The 18,897-nt window shown below is 64.3% G+C and carries 16 protein-coding genes; 2 read left to right on the forward strand and 14 right to left on the reverse strand.

Annotation, left to right across the window (positions count from 1 at the left end; genetic code table 11):
• Positions 1–66: 66 nt before the first annotated feature.
• The 8 genes from BMZ79_RS28235 to BMZ79_RS28275 form a co-directional block, all read right to left on the reverse strand.
• The gene (locus BMZ79_RS28235) at positions 67–525 is read right to left on the reverse strand and encodes a YwiB family protein (protein ID WP_090647095.1); all 459 of its coding nucleotides are present in this window, start codon (positions 523–525) and stop codon (positions 67–69) included.
• 431 nt (positions 526–956) lie between these two features.
• A complete protein-coding gene (locus BMZ79_RS28245; protein ID WP_090647100.1) occupies positions 957–1,460 on the reverse strand; it encodes a DNA-deoxyinosine glycosylase in 504 nt (167 codons plus the stop codon).
• A gap of 130 nt (positions 1,461–1,590) precedes the next feature.
• Entirely contained in the window at positions 1,591–1,839 is a 249-nt protein-coding gene (locus BMZ79_RS28250) for a DUF7667 family protein (RefSeq protein WP_177222388.1), read from the reverse strand.
• 417 nt (positions 1,840–2,256) lie between these two features.
• Positions 2,257–3,744, reverse strand: coding sequence for a CehA/McbA family metallohydrolase (locus BMZ79_RS28255; RefSeq protein WP_090647103.1), 1,488 nt, complete (start codon positions 3,742–3,744; stop codon positions 2,257–2,259).
• An 11-nt stretch (positions 3,745–3,755) separates the two neighbouring features.
• On the reverse strand, positions 3,756–4,625 hold the full coding sequence (locus tag BMZ79_RS28260; protein ID WP_090647105.1) for a carbohydrate ABC transporter permease: 870 nt from the start codon (positions 4,623–4,625) through the stop codon (positions 3,756–3,758).
• Positions 4,626–4,628: 3 nt separating this feature from the next.
• Entirely contained in the window at positions 4,629–5,504 is an 876-nt protein-coding gene (locus BMZ79_RS28265) for an ABC transporter permease subunit (RefSeq protein WP_090647108.1), read from the reverse strand.
• Positions 5,505–5,673: 169 nt separating this feature from the next.
• Positions 5,674–7,149 carry an extracellular solute-binding protein gene (locus BMZ79_RS28270; protein ID WP_256253189.1) on the reverse strand — a complete coding sequence of 492 codons (1,476 nt, stop codon included), beginning with the start codon at positions 7,147–7,149 and terminating at the stop codon, positions 5,674–5,676.
• Positions 7,150–7,404: 255 nt separating this feature from the next.
• Positions 7,405–8,439, reverse strand: a complete 1,035-nt coding sequence (locus BMZ79_RS28275; RefSeq protein ID WP_090647110.1) for a LacI family DNA-binding transcriptional regulator — start codon at positions 8,437–8,439, stop codon at positions 7,405–7,407.
• A 288-nt stretch (positions 8,440–8,727) separates the two neighbouring features.
• Between BMZ79_RS28275 and BMZ79_RS28280 the strand changes: the two genes are divergently transcribed.
• Positions 8,728–9,525, forward strand: coding sequence for a glycerophosphodiester phosphodiesterase (locus tag BMZ79_RS28280; protein ID WP_090647113.1), 798 nt, complete (start codon positions 8,728–8,730; stop codon positions 9,523–9,525).
• Between the two features lie 212 nt (positions 9,526–9,737).
• Here the strand turns inward: BMZ79_RS28280 and speB are convergent, their stop codons facing one another.
• Both speB and speE read right to left on the reverse strand, forming a co-directional pair.
• On the reverse strand, positions 9,738–10,610 hold the full coding sequence (gene speB, locus BMZ79_RS28285) for an agmatinase (protein WP_090647116.1): 873 nt from the start codon (positions 10,608–10,610) through the stop codon (positions 9,738–9,740).
• Positions 10,611–10,629: 19 nt separating this feature from the next.
• The gene (gene speE / locus BMZ79_RS28290; protein WP_090647118.1) at positions 10,630–11,457 is read right to left on the reverse strand and encodes a polyamine aminopropyltransferase; all 828 of its coding nucleotides are present in this window, start codon (positions 11,455–11,457) and stop codon (positions 10,630–10,632) included.
• 212 nt (positions 11,458–11,669) lie between these two features.
• On the opposite strand from speE, the gene BMZ79_RS28295 reads away from it, so the two are divergent.
• Complete coding sequence (locus tag BMZ79_RS28295) at positions 11,670–13,775, forward strand: transglycosylase domain-containing protein (protein WP_256253190.1); 2,106 nt, start codon at positions 11,670–11,672, stop codon at positions 13,773–13,775.
• A gap of 107 nt (positions 13,776–13,882) precedes the next feature.
• On the opposite strand, the gene BMZ79_RS28300 is transcribed toward BMZ79_RS28295, so the two are convergent.
• From BMZ79_RS28300 to BMZ79_RS28315, 4 genes are all read right to left on the reverse strand, one after another.
• Positions 13,883–15,667, reverse strand: coding sequence for an ABC transporter ATP-binding protein (locus tag BMZ79_RS28300; RefSeq protein WP_090647121.1), 1,785 nt, complete (start codon positions 15,665–15,667; stop codon positions 13,883–13,885).
• Positions 15,664–17,424, reverse strand: coding sequence for an ABC transporter ATP-binding protein (locus tag BMZ79_RS28305; protein ID WP_090647123.1), 1,761 nt, complete (start codon positions 17,422–17,424; stop codon positions 15,664–15,666). The genes BMZ79_RS28300 and BMZ79_RS28305 overlap by 4 nt, the downstream gene beginning before the upstream one ends.
• 193 nt (positions 17,425–17,617) lie before the next feature.
• Positions 17,618–17,956, reverse strand: coding sequence for a flavodoxin domain-containing protein (locus tag BMZ79_RS28310; RefSeq protein ID WP_177222389.1), 339 nt, complete (start codon positions 17,954–17,956; stop codon positions 17,618–17,620).
• A gap of 338 nt (positions 17,957–18,294) precedes the next feature.
• Positions 18,295–18,819 (reverse strand): YwhD family protein, encoded by a 525-nt coding sequence (locus BMZ79_RS28315; RefSeq protein WP_090647128.1) that lies wholly within the window; start codon positions 18,817–18,819, stop codon positions 18,295–18,297.
• Positions 18,820–18,897: the final 78 nt, after the last annotated feature.

Raw genomic sequence — 18,897 nt, forward strand, 5'->3', positions numbered from 1 at the left:
TCGGCAAGATGAAGCAAAACTGCTTCGTAAGCATAATCCAAGTTTTGCGGGCGAAGCCCGCTGCAACTAGCCGACCGGCGCCGCTTCGGCGCGAAGGCGGATGACGAAATCGCCGATCTGCCCGCCGTCGACGAGCAGCTTGTAGTGCCATTCCAGCAGCAGCGGCAAATTCGGCAGCAGCCGCTCCCCGTCCGGATCGGCGTCCATCAAGCCGCCGAACTGCGCCCAGAGCAGGCTGGTTTCCGTCTCCAGCGCGAACGACGCGTGCCGGGACGCGTATTCCCCGCTCCGCCGCACGCCGGCCGCGAACGTCTGCTGCGACTCCACGTCGCCCCGCCGGGTGACGCTGAGCTCGCCGTCGCGCCAGCGGACGACCGTCCGCACCGCGCTTTCCGCTTCGGTCTCCTCGTAGCGCAGGAAGAACGTGCCGCCCTTGCGGTACCATTCGCCGTCCATGACGCTGACCTGCTTCTCGCCGTCGATGACGCTTTCCAGCGTGATGATTACGGCTGCCTTATCATTCATGCCGGCGGTCTCCCGTCTTCTTCATATCCTGTCCTCCCATGCAGTCGGACGGACGGCCGCATCCATCGCGGCGGCCGCACCGGTCCCGAATAACAAGAAAACCCCCGTCTCTGCAAAGAGACGGAGGCTGATGTCCGCGGTACCACTCTTCTGGTCTCGCCATCCCGCCATGGCCCGACCGGGCGCGGCGAAACGCGAAAACCTCTCGAACACGATAACGGGGTGACCGGATCGGCCTAGTCCGGCGTCCCGCGAAGGGCGCCCTGTTCAGTCGATCAACTCCCGGGTGCGCTTCCCCTGCATCGCTGCGCCGGCTTCCACCGTCCCGGCTCGCTGCTTTCAGCGTCTTGCAGGCTACTGTCCCGTTCATCGTATGTGGCTGTCATTTTCCCTATTATATGCGACCCATTGAAAATTGCAAGCGTCAAATGTCAGGCCAGGTACGGAAGCAGCGCGCGCCAAGCTTCGATGCGGTCCGCCGTCGTGCGCATCGTCCGCGTCGGAATCGGGCTCGTCGACGGCAGCTTGAGCTTCGCCGCCTCCGCGAAGGCGGGATGATGCTTGAAATATTTCATGAACGTATCGTGCGACTTCGCGCCGTTGAACGCCAGGCAGCGGATGCCCGGATGCTCCGCGATCAGACCCGGCAGGTCGTTCGGGACCTCGTCCCGGATGTTGGCGTCGAGGCTGCCCGCGCGCTCGCAGGACGCGATGACGTCCCACATGGCGATGCCGCGCGACGCCGCGAACGCCAAGCGGTCCGCGTACGGCTCGTCCGGCTCGCGCCCGTACAGCCCGTACAGCACCCGCCATAGATGGTTGCGCGGATTGCCGTAATATTGGTTGGCCGCCAGGGACGCCTCGCCCGGCATGCTGCCGAGGACGAGCGCCGTCGCCCCATCGCGGATCATCGGCGGAAACGAATGGACGCGCATGGACGGATCGCCTCCTCTGCTCTTTCCTTCGAGCTTACCCGGAGACGCCGGCCGATGCAAGCGGCCCCTGTCCGGCCTTCGGCGCGCGGCGGGCTTGTCCGCCCGCGCGGGGCCGCAGCGCGAACCTGCGCTACAGCTGGGGCGAAGGCGGGAAGCCGCTCAGTTTCTCCAGCCGCTGGCAAATCTCGTGCTGCCACTCGACGTCGCCTGCCATCGACGCGGCCAGGGACAAATTGTGCAAATTGGCGAATTGCCGGACGTGCATGGCATTGACCGCCAGACAATGCTCGAGGTCCGCCTGCTCTTCCCCGGTCAAATTCCGGGCCCCGCGAATGGTCCACAGCTCCGCAAGCCGTTCGTGTATCGGCAAAATGGTCATGCTTTTACGCCTCCCTTAATCGTCTCACACTATTAGCCAGTATGACCAAAAAAGAAAGCTTCCAAGCGCCGTTCGAGCGACTTTCCGAGGCAACCGCGGATTTCTTCGGACGGGAAACTATCGCTTGCTTCTATTATACGGCGCTCCTTCGCGGACGGTACCTTGACCGGGAAAGCGGAACGAGCCGCAAATAGCGGGACGCGGTTGCCGGTCGGCGGACGCGCCAAAAAGCCGTCCGGCGCCAATTAGGCGCAGCCGGACGGCCCGCGGGAGCTAATTCGCCGCGGCATAGGCCGCCGGACGTCGGGGCTACGGGGCGTATCAGGTCCGGCGCCGGGCCGCGAGCGAACGGGGCGCCGACGCCGATCCGAACGGACGCGGGGCGAACCGCCTGGCAGCGGCCGATACGCCGGCGATCTACTCCGCCGCGCGTTCGATATAAAGCGGGTTCGTCAAGCAGGTCATGACGGACACGCCCGTGCCTGCCGCGGTTCGGCGCGCCTCCAGCCGGTAGAACAGCCGGTCGGCGGCGCCTTCGAAGCGCAGCCGGACGCGGCCGTCCGCCGCTTCCGCCGCCGGGACGCGCGTCGCGGGCACTTCCGCGGCCGCGGCGGCGCTGGCCGTGGCGCTGGCCGTGGCGCGGTCCGCCCCGCCGGGCGCGGCATGCTCGCGCAGCGCGGCGAGCTCGCGCTGCACCGCCCAGCCGCCGGCCGCGGCGTCCGCCTCCCAGGCCTTCGCCGGCGCGTCCGCCGCGGCCTCGATGTCCCACGCCGCCTCGAGGCCGCGGTCCGACCACAGCGCGACGCGGTCGCCCCGCGCGCCTTCGACGTCGATGACGAGCGGAATCGCGCCCGCCCCGTCAAGAGCCGCCCGCGGCAGAAGATCGCCGGCGCCGTAATCGCCGGACGTCAGCGTCAGGAACGTCTCGTCCGGGTCGAAGGACAGGACGACCCGACCCTGCCGGATTCCGTCCAGCACGCTTTGCGCCGTCGCCTCGTCCGTCCGCACGGCCGCCGTCGGCCGGCCGTGCTTCACGAGCCGGTCCTCGGCATGCGCGTCGCTGCCTCCGAGGGCGATGAGGCGGCGTCCCGCCGCGAGCTGTTCCTGCCACCAGGCGACGGCGCGCTCGTTCAGCGCCCGCCACGGGCCGTTCCATACTTCAATTGCGTCGTACGGCAGGTCGAAGCCGAGCTCCCACGGGCAGGACGGGCAGAACGGATGGTTCAGCGACACGAAGCCGCCCTGCGCCCGAATCTCGCCCAGCGTCGCCCGCGCCTGCTCCGGCGTCGTGACGCGGAAGTCCCGCAGCGCCTCCGGCGCGCCGTATACGTTGGCGTGGCCGAAATAGCTCGTCAGCTCCACGCCCGGCAGCACGAGCAGCCGCTCGTCCGGCGCAAGCGCGGCCCGGTTTTGCGAGAGCGTGTTATGATCGGTCAACGCCATGTAACTCAGCCCGCGCGAGGCGCACGATGCCTTGGCCGCCTCGATCGTGTAGCGCCCGTCGCTGTGCACGCCGTGCATGTGCAGGTCGCCCTTGATCCAACCGCCGCGCGGCGCGCTCAGCACGATGTCGATCGTCACCTCCGTGCCCTCCGCGGGAATCTTGTACGCGCCGAGCAGCACGGCCCACTCGCCTTCGGCGACCGGCCCCGCCAGATAGCCCGGCGTCGCCAGCTCCGTTCCGACGAAGAACGATTGCCGGGCGCCGCCGCTCCAGCCGACGATCCGCTCCGGCGAGCGAAGGCCGATGTCGACGACCGCCTCCCCGCCGCCGCGTTCATACCGGTACGCCGCCTCGATGCGCTCCGCGCGTCCGTCCACGACGAACGGAACCTCCAGATAGGAACGTTCTTCGTCCTTGCCGATCCGTCTGCGCAGCGTGATGCGCCGTTCTCGCGTCTCCATCGCTTGCCCTCCTATTCTTTGCTGGCGCCGAGCAGAATGCCCTTCATGAAATACTTCTGCACGAACGGATAGACCGCGATCAGCGGCAGGATGCTGATGACGATGCCCGCCATCCGCACGTTCGTCGTGACCATATAGGTGCCGGAGTTGCTGCTCGTGTCGATGATCATCGCTTTCAAGGCGACCTGAAGCGTGTATTTCATGGAGTCGCTGATGAACATGACCGGCGCCGTGAACATGTTCCACCGGCCGACGAATTCGAACAGCGTCACGGTCGCGAGGCCCGCGGCCGCGAGCCGCAGGTACATCGTCGAGAAGATGCGGAACTCGCCGGCGCCGTCGATCTTGGCGGACTCCGACATCTCGAACGGAATGTTCAGGAAGAAGTTGCGCATGAGCAGGATCGAGAAGCCGGAGACGAGCCCCGAGAGCACGAGCGCGCTCAGCGTATTAATGAGGTGCAGGTCCTTGTTGACCACGTAGAGCGGAATCATGATCGCTTCCTGCGGCACCATCATCGTAATCAGAATGAACGTAATGAGCAGCTTTCGGCCCGGAAGACGGGGATAAATGAAGACATAGCCCGCCAGGCTGGACAGCAGCACGTGCAGCGTCGTGCCGACCAAGGTCACGATGACGCTGTTGAGCAGCGGCCGCCAAATATCGAGGCTCTTCCAGACGATCTTGTACCCTTCCGCGCTGAACTGCTTCGGCCACAGCACGATATCCGGCTGCATGGACGCGACGCCCGACGAGAAGGACAGCGCCAGCACGTTCACGAACGGGACGATCATGGTCAGCATCAGGACCAGCAGGAACAGCGCGTTCAACGTATCGAATGCTTTGTTTTTCCAGCCTAGCCGTTCGAATCGATCGGACATTGTTTACACCTCATCAAATCGTGTCATTCGCCGCACGACGAGCGTCAGGGCGAGCGTGATAATCAGGACGAAGAAGCTGGCCGCCGCGGCGGGTCCGAGCTTGATTTCGAGTATGCCTTTCTGGAACGTGTACATCATCAGCACGTCCACCTTCGAAGCGATCGTGGGATTGCGCAGGATGAACACCTGGTCGAAAATCCGCAGGACGCCGAGCGTGTTCAGCAAGAAGACGACCTTCATCGTGTTGCCGAGCTGCGGGATCGTCACGTACATCAGCTGCTTCCAGCGGGAAGCGCCGTCCATGCGCGCCGCCTCGTACAGCGACGGGTTGATGGAGACGATGGCCGCGAGGAATAGAATGCAGGTGTAGCCCATCTCTTTCCAGGTGGACAGGAGAATCATGATCCAGCGCCCCCAGGTCGGATTCGACAGGAAATTGATCGGCTTCATATGAAAGACATGCACGAGGATCATGTTGACGAGGCCGCTGTCCGGCGACAGCAGGAAGATCCAGATGCCCCCGATGACGACCCACGACAGCAAGTGCGGCACGTACAGGACCATTTGCGTCAGCTTCTTGTACCAGGTCCGCAGCACTTCGTTCAGCGACAGCGCGAGAATGAGCGGCGCGATGAAGCTGAAGAAGAGAATGCCGCCTCCGATGACGAGCGTGTTGACCATGGCGGCCCAGAACGTCGAGTCGTGCAGCACGAAGTCGTAATTCGCGAAGCCGACGTAAGGCCGGTCGCCCATCAGCTTGTAATCCTGCAGGCTGGTCTGCAGCCCTTTCACGAGCGGGTAGTAGGCGAATACGAGAAAATAAGCGACGACCGGCACCATCATCAAATAGAGCGCGCCGTATCTCTTCAATACCTTCATGACCTTATTCACGTCCTTATCTGGTAAACGAGACCAATTTCGGGAAGAAAAGCGGGCAAGCAGGGGATCCGTGCTCCCCTGCCTGCCTCTGCTTGCTATGCGAGTCTCTGCGAAGCCGCTCGCGCGGGCCGCGGACATCTGCCGTCGATGCGTTTCGGACGCGAACGTCCTATTCGTCGATCAGGTTTTTGCTCAGCAGCTCGTCATGCATCTTTTTCACGGCTTCGGCGGCGCCCATTTGGCCGGACATCGCTTTGAGCGCGTAGTCGTTCACGATTTTTTCCGCATCCGGCCAGGTCGGCAGCGTCAGCTCGAGCGTCGCGTCCTTCGTCACGAGATCCTGCGCTTCCTGAACGCCCGGCAGCTTGCCGAACGGATACTTGACGTTGGTGTTGTACCAGAACGGCACGCCGTGGTCCATGTTGTGCTCCGTGCCGGTTTCCGTCAGCTTGTACGCGTCGGCTTCTTTGGTGTAATCCTCGCCCTCGATGCCCAGGCTGCCGAGGATGATGCCCGGCTCCGAGTTCCAGAACTCGAGGAATTTCTTCGCGGCGTCCGGGTGCTCGGCGTTGGCCGGGATGATCCAGAAGTCCGGGTCTCCGCGGCGCATGAGGATGGTGCCGTCCGCGCCCGGAATGCTTTCGAGCCCTTCCGCTTGGAACTTGGTGTTCGGGTCTTCCGTCTTCTTCATGTTGTTGAACATGCCGACCCATGCGTCCCAGTACGTGACCATGCCGACGCGGTCGGTCAGGAACAGGTTGCGCATCTTGCCGGTGTCGTTCGTGACGAAGTTCGGATCCATAATGCCTTCCTTCACGAGCTTCGCGAACCATTCGTACATCGGCACCGCCGCTTCCGTCGCGTACGGAATCGTGCGCTTGCCGTCCTTCATCACGTAGCGGGCTTTCAGGCCGGCCGCGCTCATGAAGCCTTGGACATCGTAGAGACCGGACGTGCTCAGGCCGTACGTGTCGTTCTTGCCGTTGCCGTCGGGATCCTTCTCTTTGAACGCTTTAAGCACGTTGTAGTACTCGTCGAGCGTCTTCGGCTCTTTCAGGCCGAGCTTGTCGAGCCAGTCCTTGCGGACGATCGGCATCGTGCCGCCCTGGAATTTGCTGAACACGGCCACAATCTTGCCGTCCTTGCTCTTCAGCTGATCCCATTCGCCCGTCGGGATGACGGCCGGATCGGACAGCACCGTGGAGTTGGTGACGAAGTCGGTCAAATCCGACACGACGCCTTGGTCGACGAAGCTTGCCAGCTTGCCAAGGTCGCTGAGCTCGATCAAGTCGTACTTCTCGCCGGAGCCGAGCGCCGTGAGCACCTTCTGGTCGTAATCGCTCGCCGGCTTCTCGACGGTCGCTTCGATGCCCGTCAGGCGTTTGATCTCCGCTTCGAACTTCGTATTCTCTTCCGGCGTCTTGCCGCCGACGTTGGCGTCGAGGATGCGCAGCTTCATGTCGCCGGCCGGCGCGTTCGCCGGCGTGTTCGCCGGGGCGTCCGAAGCGTTGCCGCCCGCGTTTGCCGCATTGCCCGCTTGAGCGTTGTTCGCCGCGTTGTTGCCGCTCTCCGAGCCGCAGCCCGACAGCAGCATTGTTCCCGCGACGGCGACCGTCGACATCGTCAACCATACTTTTTTGTTCATTTCGTTCGTTACCCTCCTGAACGCGTCAGCGTTGTGGTGTGTGATGGTGCCTGGATCCTGATGCGAGCCAAGCGACGGACCGGTGCGTCCGAGCGTCATTAAACCTTCAGAGCGTCGAAACCAAACGTCAACGGCACAACCGTGAATCTCATGCGTTACCGTTACAATGGGGTACAATCCTGTCGCAATCGGTACCGTCCATGCGGCCGGCAAGGGCTTCGCTTGCATGCGCCGCGCGGCCGGCCCGACGGCGAGCTACGGGCGCGAAGCCGCCGGGGGCGCGACGGAGCCGCGGATGACCAGCTCCGTCGGCACGAGCACCCGCTTCGCGGACTTCTCCGGCGCGCCGAGCTGCTCCAGCAGGAGCCGCGTCGCCTCGGCGCCCAGCCGGTCGGCATGGAGCCGCACGCCGGTGAGCGGCGGCGAGAACTCCGGCGAGAGCACGGAATCGTCGCTGAACGCGAATACCGACAGCTGCTCCGGAATGCGCAGCCCGAGCCGCTCCGCCGCCTTGTACACGCCGAGCGCCATCGTGTCGGTATCGGCGATGACCGCCGTCACGTCCGGCGAAGCCGACAGCGCGGCGAACGCCGATTCGTAGCCGAAGGCGTGCGAGGACAAGCCTTGCAGCGGCTTGTGCAGCATCCGCCCGGGCTTCGGCTCGAGGCCGGCCTGCCAGAACGCCGCGGCATAGCCCGCGCCCCGGTCCGCCGATACGGTGCTGCCGGCCGGCGCGTTCAGGAACAAGACGTCCCGATGCCCGAGCTCCAGCAAATACCGCGTGACCTGGGCCGCCATGCCGACGTTGTCGTTGTCGACGTAACTGACCCGCCCTTCGTAGAAGCCCGGCGGACGGCCGACGATGACGACGGGCAGGCCGCTCTCGAACCGGTCCGCGATCCGTTCGTCACCGTCGATGGGGTCGAGCAGGATCTCGCCGTCGACCGGGTCGGAGGCGATATGCTCGACTTGGCTGAGATAAGCGGGCGACAGCGTGTTGACGAGGAGCCGGTAGCCGCGTTCGTAACAAACGCGCAGCACCCCGTTCAACAGCGAGAGATGGAATTGACCGAACGGGAACGATTCGCCCCGGATATTCAATCCGAGGATGCTCGTCGAACGGCTGGCGAGGCTTCTCGCCCAATAATTCGGCTTATAGTGCAGCGATTTGGCCGCCGCGAGTACGCGCTCGGTCACTTCTTTGCTGATGGGCCGTTTCTTGCTGAAGACGCTCGAAACCGTGCCCTTGGATACGCCGGATGCCTTCGCGACGTCGTCGATGGTAGCCAAAAATCGTCGGGCCTCTCTTTCTTCCGTTTTGCGCGAGCCGATGTGGGAACGGTACCATCCCGAAGACAAGCTTAAACCGGTTTTGTAAAATGCGTTTCAAACTGATGATTATTTATTGTAAATTCGGGAGTAAAATTAATAATTCATTAATATTCGGCTATATTCGGGCTGTATTTCCCAATAATTAGTAGAATAGATGTATTAAACCGCTTTAACAAAACCTTATCTTTACCGCCTAGCCCCGCATGCTACAATGAAGCAATCTTGACCCGGAAAGGATGCGGAAGCATGAAGAACACCACGATATTCAGCGGATTGGACGGCATCGCCGTCGGAGCGCACCGCGGCGCTTCGGCGTACGCGCCGGAAAATACGATGGCCGCATTCGAACGCGGGTTGGCTTGCGGGGCGGAGCTCATCGAGCTCGACGTGCAATTGACGAAGGACGGCGAAATCGTCGTCTTTCACGATCTGACGGTGGACAAAACGACGAACGGACGCGGTCCGTTGCGCGACTATACGTTGGCGGAGCTGCGCGCGCTGGATGCCGGCTCCTGGTTCTCGGCGGACTTCGCCGGCGAGCGCGTGCCGACGCTCGAAGACGTGCTCGTCTGGGCGCGGGACCGGATCCGGCTCAGCATCGAATTGAAGCAGCCGGCGGACCGCTTGGACCCGGCGCTCGCCCGCCGGACGGCCCGCCTCGTCGCGGAGCACGGCATGAACGGGCAGGCGCAGCTGATGTCGTTCCGGCACGATCTCGTGAAAGCCGTGCGCGACGTCAACCAAGACGTCCTGACGGCCGCGATCAGCGCGCACGCGATCGAACGGCCGATCGCGCTGCTCGAGGAGCTCGGGGCGCAAATCCTGAATACGCCGCTGCAGCATCTGTCCGCGGAGCGGGTCGCGGAGCTGCACGGCCGCGGCTTCTACGTCTACGGCAGCATGTCCGACGATCCGGCCGTGTTCGCGCGGTTGATGGCGATGGGCGTCGACGCGATGGACACGAACGTGCCCGACGTCATGGTCGGGCTGCGCCGGAACAACCGCGCCGCTGCGGACGCGGCCTCGACGGACGCGCCGCGGTAAGGCGGCTCGCTCCTGCCGGCCGAGTCCCCCGCAAGCACGCGCCGCAAGCACGTGCCGCGCAACGCGCCCAATCAACGCACCATGCGCCATAAACGCAAAAAAACCGCTCCGGCCGTGCGCGATGCACGGACCGGAGCGGTTTTTTATGCGGCTTTCTGCGGCGGCTCGGCCGATGCCCCGCGCGGGGCGGCCGAGCCGCCGTAAAGCCGTCGTTATGCTTTGATGAAGCCGAGCAGCATTTCGCGGATGACCTTCGCCGCGACGATCTGCGTTTGCTCCGTCGGGTCGTAGGCCGGGGCGACTTCCACGAGGTCGCAGCCGACGACGTTGAGGCCTGCGCGCGCGATGGCGTGCACGGCGTCGATCAGCTCCTTCGACGTGATGCCGCCGGCTTCCGCCGTGCCGGTGCCCGGCGCCGCGGACGGATCGAGCACGTCGATGTCGATCGTCAGGTAGACGGGACGGCCGGCCAGCTCGGGGAGGACCTTCTTGAGCGGCTCCAGCACCTCGAACGGGTAGAAGTTGATGTTCTCCCGGGCGAACTGCCATTCCTCGCGCGAGCCGGAACGGATGCCGAACTGGTACACGTTCTTGCCGCCGATCAGGTTCGCGGCTTTGCGCAGCGGCGTGGAGTGCGAGAGCGGCTCGCCCTCGTACTGCTCGCGCAGGTCGGCGTGCGCGTCGAAGTGGATGATCGCGAGATCCGGGTATTTCTTGTAGACCGACTGAAAAATCGGCCACGAGCACAGGTGCTCGCCGCCTAGGCCGACCGGCATCTTGCCGTCGGCCAGCACGCCGTCCACGAATTCGCCGATGATGTCGAGCGAGCGCGCCGCGTTGCCGAACGGCAGCAGCAGGTCGCCGGCGTCGAAGTACGCGATGTCCTCTAGGCTGCGGTCCAGATACGGGCTGTACTCCTCCAGGCCGATCGAGACTTCGCGGATGCGCGGCGGGCCGAAGCGCGAGCCCGGGCGGAACGAGACGGTGAAGTCCATCGGCATGCCGTAGATGACGGCCTTGGACGATTGATAGTCCTCCGAGCTCAAGATGAATACGTTGCCGGAATATTTTTGATCGAGTTTCATGGTCGGTATCGGTCCTTCCTTATTTCACGAGGTCTTCGACGAATTTCGGCAACACGAACGCGGCCTTGTGCAGGCGCGGCGAATAGTACTTCGTGTCGATTTCCGGGATGGCGGACTCGTCCACCTCGAGCGGATCGTGCTTCTTGCTGCCCATCGTGAACGTCCACAGACCGCTCGGGTACGTCGGCACGTTCGCCCAGAACACGCGCACGATCGGGAACACTTCCTTCACGTCGCGGTTGACGTTCTGGATCAGGTCCGGCGTGAACCACGGGTTGTCCGTTTGCGCCACGAAGATGCCGTCTTCCTTCAGGGAGTCGTAGATGCCCTGGTAAAAGCCGCGCGTGAACAGGTTGACCGCCGGGCCGACCGGCTCCGTGGAATCGACCATGACGACGTCGTATTCGTTCTTGTGGTCGTGGATGTGCATGAAGCCGTCGTTCACGATGACTTCGACGCGCGGGTCGTCCAGGCCGCACGCGATGTTCGGCAGGTACTTCTTCGAATATTCGATGACTTTGCCGTCGATGTCGACCAGCACCGCCTTCTCCACGTTCGGGTGCTTCAGGATTTCGCGGATGACGCCGCCGTCGCCGCCGCCGACGACGAGCACCTTCTTCGGATTCGGGTGCGTGTACAGCACGGGATGCGCGACCATCTCATGATAGACGAACTCGTCCTTGTCCGTCGTCATGACCATGCCGTCCAGGACGAGCATCGTGCCGAATTCTTCGGTTTCGATCATATCGAGCTTCTGGAATTCCGTCTGCTCGCTCACGTACGTTTCTTTGATTTTGGCCGTAATGCCGTAGGTCGGGGTTTGCTTCTCCGTAAACCACAATTCCATCGGTTAATCCCTGCTTTCTTGTATGTATGGTGGGTCGTTGATTCATAAGGTCGCATGTTTCCTTTTGTATTATAAGTTAACGGGGGGAAAAAGCAACCTTCCGCCCGCCCCGTTCAAAAATTTCATCCCCCGTTTCCCTTCGCCTGAATACCGCGGCCCAATGTTTTCCATACTAGTTGGATAGCTACGGAAAACGCAAGGAGGCATCGGGTATGAGCGGGTATCGCATGAAGCGGGGCGGCGGCGGAAAGCGCCGGCTGCCGGTCGCCATTCAAGCCGAGCGGTGGATGCCGCTGCTGCGCCGGCTGCGCAAAGGGCTGCTGTACGCGGGCGGGGCGCTGCTCGTGCTGTTCATGGCCGCGTTCGGCTTCCTCTATTATCTGCGGGTGCAGGCGCTGCCGGCTTCGTCCGTCAGCCAGACGTCGCAGATGCTGGACCTGCAGGGGCGCGTCATCGACACGTTCCACGCCGGCGAGAACCGGCAATCGGTCCCGCTGAAGCAAATTTCGCCGTATCTCGTGGAGGCGACGCTCGCGATCGAGGACCGTCGGTTCTACGATCATCTCGGCTTCGATCTGAAAGGGATGGCGCGCGCCGCCGTCGTCAACCTGGAGCATCTCTCGCGGGAGCAGGGCGCCAGCACGGTGACGCAGCAGCTCGCGCGGAATCTGTATCTGACGCACGAACGGACCTGGTCGCGGAAGCTGAAGGAAGCGATGTACACGATTCAGCTGGAGATGCACTACTCCAAGGACGAGATCCTCTCGATGTACCTCAACCAGATCTATTACGGCCACGGCGCGTACGGGGCGGAAGCCGCCTCGGAGCTCTACTTCGGCAAGCACGCCTCCGAGCTGACGCTCGCGGAGAGCGCGATGCTCGCGGGCATCCCGAAGGGCCCGAAATATTACTCGCCTTACATGGACATGAAGAACGCCAAGGACCGCCAGCGGACGATCCTGCAGACGATGGCCGATCAAGGCATCATCCTGCAGGCGGATGCCAAGGCCGCGGGGGCGCAGCTGCTCAGCTTCGTGCCGCTCGGCTCGAACAAGCAGGCCGGGATGGCGCCGTACTTCCGGGACTACATCCGGTACGTGGCGGTCGACAAGCTCGGCATCGACGAGCGCCTGCTGAGCGAGGGCGGCATCCGCATCTACACGACGCTGGATCCCGAAGCGCAGCGCGCCGCGGAAGAAGCGGTCGCCTCGGGCATCCCGGCCGGCTCCGAGCAGCAGGCCGCGCTGGTGTCGATCGATCCGCGCACCGGCTACGTCAAGGCGATGGTCGGCGGACGGGATTACAAGACGAACCAGTATAACCGCGTGTTCGCCACGACGCGCCAGCCGGGCTCGTCGTTCAAGCCGATTCTCTACCTGACGGCGCTGCAGCAGGGCGCGCTGACGCCGGTGTCCCAATTCAAGAGCGCGCCGACCGTCTTCACCTACGACGACGGCCGCAAGACGTACGCGCCGAGCAACTACAACAGCAAGTATACGAACGGGCTCATCGACATGCGGCAGGCGATCGCTTCGTCCGACAACATCTACGCGGTCAACTCGATCATGAAGGTCGGCCCGCAGAACGTCATCGACATGGCGCGCAAGCTCGGCATCGACAGCCCGATGAAGCCGCTGCCGTCGCTCGCGCTCGGCACGTTCCCGGTCAGCCCGTTCGAGATGGCGTCCGCGTTCGGCGCGTTCGCGAACGGCGGCGTCCGGATCGAGCCGACCGCGATCCTGCGGATCGAGGACGGCAAGGGCGAGGTGCTGTACGAAGCGAAGCCCGCGGCCGTGCCGGTCGTCGACGCCGCGCATGCGTACGTGCTGACGAGCCTGATGGAAAGCGTCTTCGATACCGGGGGCACGGGCAACCGCGTCTCCGCCATGATCAAGCGCCCGGTCGCCGGCAAGACCGGCACGACGGCGACCGACGCCTGGCTCGTCGGCTACACGCCGGAGCTGGCGACGGCCGTCTGGGTCGGCTACGACAAAGGCCGCAAGCTGACCCCCGCCGAGGCGCACCGCGCGGCCCCGATCTTCGCCGCCTACACGGAGCAGGCGCTCGCGGCGGTGCCGCCGAAGATCTTCCCGCTGCCGGACGGCGTCGTCTCCGTCTACGTCGATCCCGAATCCGGCAAGCTGGCCGGCAAGACCTGCCCGACCCGACGGCTGGAGACGTTCGTCAGCGGCACGCAGCCGGTCGAGGTATGCGGCGCGCACGGCGATGCAGGAGACGCGGCGGCCGGAAGCGACGAAGCGAAGCGGGAGCAGACGAGCAACTGGTGGAAGCAGCTCAAGCGCTGGTGGAGCAATTAGAACCCGGCTTCGGGGCAAGACGCCGACCATGGCAAAAAAGGCTGCAAGCGGACAATCCGCTTGCAGCCTTCTTCATTATATGGGGCCACGCGCTATGCGCTTCGCGGTCACTCCTTGCCCCGCTCGTCTCCGTACCACAGCTCCCGGAACGTCTCGCTCGACGCGAGCAGCTGCTCCACGGTGCCCTCGTCCTCGATCCGGCCGTCCTTCATGACGATGATCCGGTCGGCATGCGCGAGCGCGGTCCGCCGGTGGGACACGACAAGGCACGTCGCGTCGCCGCGGCTCTCGAACAGCCGGTCCCACAGCTTCGCTTCCGTCTCGACGTCGAGCGCGCTCGACACGTCGTCGAAGACGTACAGCTCCGCCTCCCGCACGAGCATCCGCGCCGCGGCGGTCCGCTGCATCTGGCCGCCCGACAGCTTGACGCCGCGCGGCCCGACCACCGTCTCGAGCCCCTGCTGCAGATGCGCGACGTCGTACTCCATGACGGCGTCGTGCACGGCCCGCCCGATCTTGCCTTTGTCGTTCTCCTGGCCGAGCAGGATATTGTTGCGGAGCGTGTCGCTGTACAGCCGCGGAATCTGCGCGGCGTACGCGCTGCGGGCCGGCGCGAAGAACGCGGCGGGATCCTCGACCGGCCTGCCGTTCCACGCGATCGTGCCTTCGTCCTTCGGCAGCAGGCCGAGCAGCGCCCGGACGAGCGTCGTCTTGCCGGCGCCGATGGCGCCCGTCACGACCGTGAACGAGCCGCCCGCCAGCCGCAGCGAGATGTCCGCGATGCCCCGGCCGGTGTCGGGGTACCGGTACGACAGCCCCGTTACCTCCAGCGACCGCAGCGGCTCGGGCGCTTCGATCGGCGCCGCGTCGTCGCGGGCTTCCGCCGCCTGGGCCGCGCCCTTGCGGAGCGGCAGCGCCGCCTTGCGCGTCAGGATGCGGGCCGGCGCGCCCTGCAGCAGCTCCAGCATCCGCGCCAGCGCGACGCTCATTTGCTTGAAATACGTCATGAACTTCCCCACGTTGGAGATGACCTGCGTCACGAACGTCAGATAATAGACGAACAAGGAGAAGTCTCCGACCGTAAAGCCGCCGCCGCGCATCTTCGTGCCCGCGAGCAGCAGGATGAGCCCGATGCCGAGGTTGACGGCGTTCGTGAAGACGGCGTCGAGCGCCTCGCCGAGCAGCTTATCCTTCAGCATCGTCTTGCGGCGCGTCTCGCCGAACCGCCGGAATCGCTCGATGACGCGGTCCTCCGCGCCGGCGACCTGGATCGCCTGGACGTTGCCGAACATCTCGCTGATCGCGCCGGTCACGCGGGCCGTCGACTCGCGGCTCGCGGCCCGGTATTTCTGCAGCCGCGACGTGGCCAGCTGCGCCACCGTGACGACGAGAATAAGCGGCACGAACACGAGCAGGGTCATCTGCACGTCGATCTTGAGCAGGATGTAGCTCGAGACGATCGCGAAGCAGGTCAGGCCGAAAACGTCGACCGACCAGCTAATGGCTTCCTCCGTCTGGTCGACGTCGTCGCGGAAGTAGCTGATCGCTTCCCCCGGAGAGACCGGGATGGCCCGCGCGCCGGGCTGCTTCAGCACGTGGCCGAGCAGGTTGCGGCGCAGGATCATGGCGACGCGGAAGCGGAACTCCACGTCGGTGATGCAGCCGACGTAGATCATGACCACGCGCGCGAGCGCCGCCGCGAGGAGCAGCGCGATGATCCCCCACGTGCCGGCCTTCAGCGTGTCCTCGCCGGTCAGCGAGTCGAAGAACTGCTGCGTGATGAGGCCGGGCGCGATCGGAATCAGGTAGATGACGGTCCAGGCGAGCGCGTTGGCCGTATACAGAAGCGGCCGGAACGTGATCAGCCGGACCAGGAATTGAAAGGTCGTCACGCGAGCACCTCCTCGAGCCCCGTGGCCAGCATCGCGCTGAACCGCGACCGCGGATCGGCGGCCAAGGCTTCCCGGTCGCCGGCTTCGATGACGGCGCCGTTGTCGAGAATCGCGATTTTGTCCGCGCGCTGGACCGTGGCAAGACGGTGGGCGATGATGATGCACGACCGGTTCGCCAGCAGCTTGCCGATCGCGTCCTCGATGCGCTGCTCGGTCAGCGGGTCGAGACGGGACGAGGCTTCGTCCATGATGATGAGCCCGGGATCGGTCAGGAACACGCGGGCGAAGGCGAGCAGCTGCGCTTCGCCGGCCGACAGGCTGCCGCCCCCGGACGCGAGCATCGTGTCCAGCCCCTCCGGCATGGAGGCGTACCAGCTCCCCAGTCCGAGCTGCTCCAGCACTTCGACGATGCGCGCGTCGGGCACGGAGTCGTCGTAGAACGTCAAGTTATCGCGGATCGTGCCTTCCATGATCTCGATGTTTTGCGTGACCATGGCGACCCGCCGGCGCAAGCCGCCCAGCTTGCACTGCCGGATATCGGCGCCGCCGATCCGGATCGCGCCTTCCTGCGGATCGTAGAAGCGGAGCAGCAGCCGCGCGATCGTCGACTTGCCGCTGCCGGTGCGGCCGAGCAGGCCGAGCACCTCGCCGGGCGCGAGCGACAGCCGCAGCCCCTTCAGCGTCGGTTCGCCGGCGTTGTCCTCGTACGAGAACGTCACGTCGTCGAACGCCACGTCGAGCGGGCCGTCCGGCAGCGGCGCCCCCGGGCCGTCGGCGATGGAGGAGCGCGTCTCGAACAGCCCCCGGATGCGCGCGATGCTGGCGTCCGCCTTTTGCAAGTCCTCCATCTGCGTGCGGATCTTCTCGATCGGCTTGGCTAGCAGCTCCGTGTAGAAGAAGATCAGGTACACCGTGCCGAGCGAAATCGCGTCCGTCTTCCATAGATACGCGCTGATCGCGAACGCCATCGCGTTGCCGAGCGTGAACACGACGATCGTCGTGTTCCACATCGAGGCGAAGCCGATGAACGCCCGCAGCCGCACGCGCAGCATATGGCGCATCATGCCGTAGAAGCGGCCCATGACGAAGCCCGACGCGCCGTTCGCCCGGATGTCCTCCGTGCCTTCGAGCTGCTCGCCGATGAAGCCGTACAGCTCCGCGCTCGCCTGCCGCCACTCCTTCCAGAACGGTCCGTTGAACTTGCGGATCTGCTGAATGACGAAGATCGCGGCGACGACGAAGACCGTCATGCCCGCGCCGATCATCCAGCTTTCGCGGAACAGCAGCACGATGATGCCGACCATGAGCAGGCAGTTGCCGAGCAGGTGGATGATCATGCTGGAGAAGAAATTCGCCAACGCGTTCACGTCGCCGTCGACCCGCTCGATGAGGGCGCCGGACGTCTGCGACTTATGGAACGGCATGTCGAGCGCGAGGCAGTGCGCCGCGAGGTCGGCGCGCAGCTCGTTCGTCGTCTTCCAGCCGAGGTTCTCGCTGTAATACGTCGCCAGCACGGACACGCCGCCCTGCAGCACCGAGAAGCCGATGAACAGCCCGGCGGCGGCGAGCAGCGGCTGCAGGCTGCCGCCCCCCTGCGCCCTGTCGATGAAGAAGCGGATAATCTGCGGATTGGCGAGCTGCAGGCCGATCGTCAAGATCAGCAGCGCCGCGAGGATCCACAGCGTGCGCTTCTGCGGCAGCAAGTAGCGCCGGAGCAGGTCGGCGTACTGCGTGCGCCCTTTCGGTTGCGGGTTCATGCCCTATCCTCCTGAATTTAGAACGTCTGTTCTTGTTCAACGACTATACCATAGAAGCCGGGCTTCCGAACAGGGGGAATCAGGCTTAATTTGCGTCGCCGGCCGGAAACTCATGCCAAGGCGGCCGCGTCTCCGCCCGGCAAGACAACGGCCCCGCCCTCTCCGTACCGGAGATCGGGCGAGGCCGCTTCCTTCACGATCGGCCGGCGCTCACTTCGCGCCGGCCTCCTCCCGGACGAACGCCGCGAACGCGGCGCCGAGCCGCTTGCAGGCGTCCAGCTCGGCCCGGGCAGCCGTCCGACTTCACCGTCTCCTGCAGCACCCGCGCGCCGCGGTTCTCCAGCCGCTCCTGCAGGATGTCGCCGGCGACGGCGAAGTAGCGGTACGACGAGTCGCCGCAGCCGAACACCGCCGCGCGCTTGCCGGACAGGTCCATCTCGCCCAAATCGTCGTACAGATCCAGAAATTCGTCCGGCAGATCGCCGTCTCCCCACGTGTAAACCCCGAACAGCAAATTAGCGTAGACGTCCAAGTCGGCCTTGGTCGCGTCGAACCTTCCTTGACCTCCACCGCGACGAAATGCTCCAGCAGCCCTTCGACCACGCTGTCCGCCATGTCGCGCGTGTTGCCGGTCATGCTCGCGTAGACGAGCAATGCTTTCGGTTCCAATTCCTTCACTCCTTCAAGCAGCCGGTGCCCGCTTTAATTGATACTGATAATCATTATCATTATATTGAGAATGATTGTCTATTATGTTTTGTACGACGCCGGCTTCCCCTTCGCCCTCCCTCGCGGCGCACGACAAAACACGCGTCCCGCCGTCCGGCGAAACGCGTTCTCCATCCATCCTACCTCCGTCGTACGCGGCTCCTAGACGTTCAGCGCGTCCTTGAGCTTATCCGGCGAACGGTCCCACCATTCGGGGTTATGCGCCACGAGCAGGCCTTTCAGCGCCCGCTTCTCTTCCGCGCCCAGCTCGTCGAGCATGAACCGGCGCTTGATGGCGTAATCGAGGTTGTTCACGTGCTGCGCGAGAATCTTCCACCCTCTGCGCGCCTCCGAATCGATCAGCATCGGGCATGCCGTCGCGCCCGCGTAATGGGCGCCTTCCTCGCCCCGCTCCACCGCGACCCAGACGATCCAACACGGGCGGCCGTTCGGGACGTCCTCCTTGTTCGTGCCGAACTTGATGCCCCGCTCGATCTTGCTCTTCGCGTGCATCGCGCCCACGTCGATGTACGCCTCGCCGTTATCGATCATGACGCAGGCGACGTCGCTGAGGTCGATCGTCCCCGCGCCGAAGCCCTTATGTTCCTTATTGCTCACCACGTTCAGCGAAAGAGACTTCTTCTCCTTCTTCTCCGGCGGCTGCTGTCCGTTGTTTTGTTCGCTCACGCGCTCCGTTCAACTCCCGTCCCAAGCCTTGTACAAAGCCTTGAATTCCGCGTCCGGCGCGGTTTCCCGGCCAGTCCG

This window comes from Paenibacillus sp. UNC496MF (assembly GCF_900113915.1).
Taxonomy (GTDB): Bacteria; Bacillota; Bacilli; order Paenibacillales; family Paenibacillaceae; genus Paenibacillus_Z; species Paenibacillus_Z artemisiicola.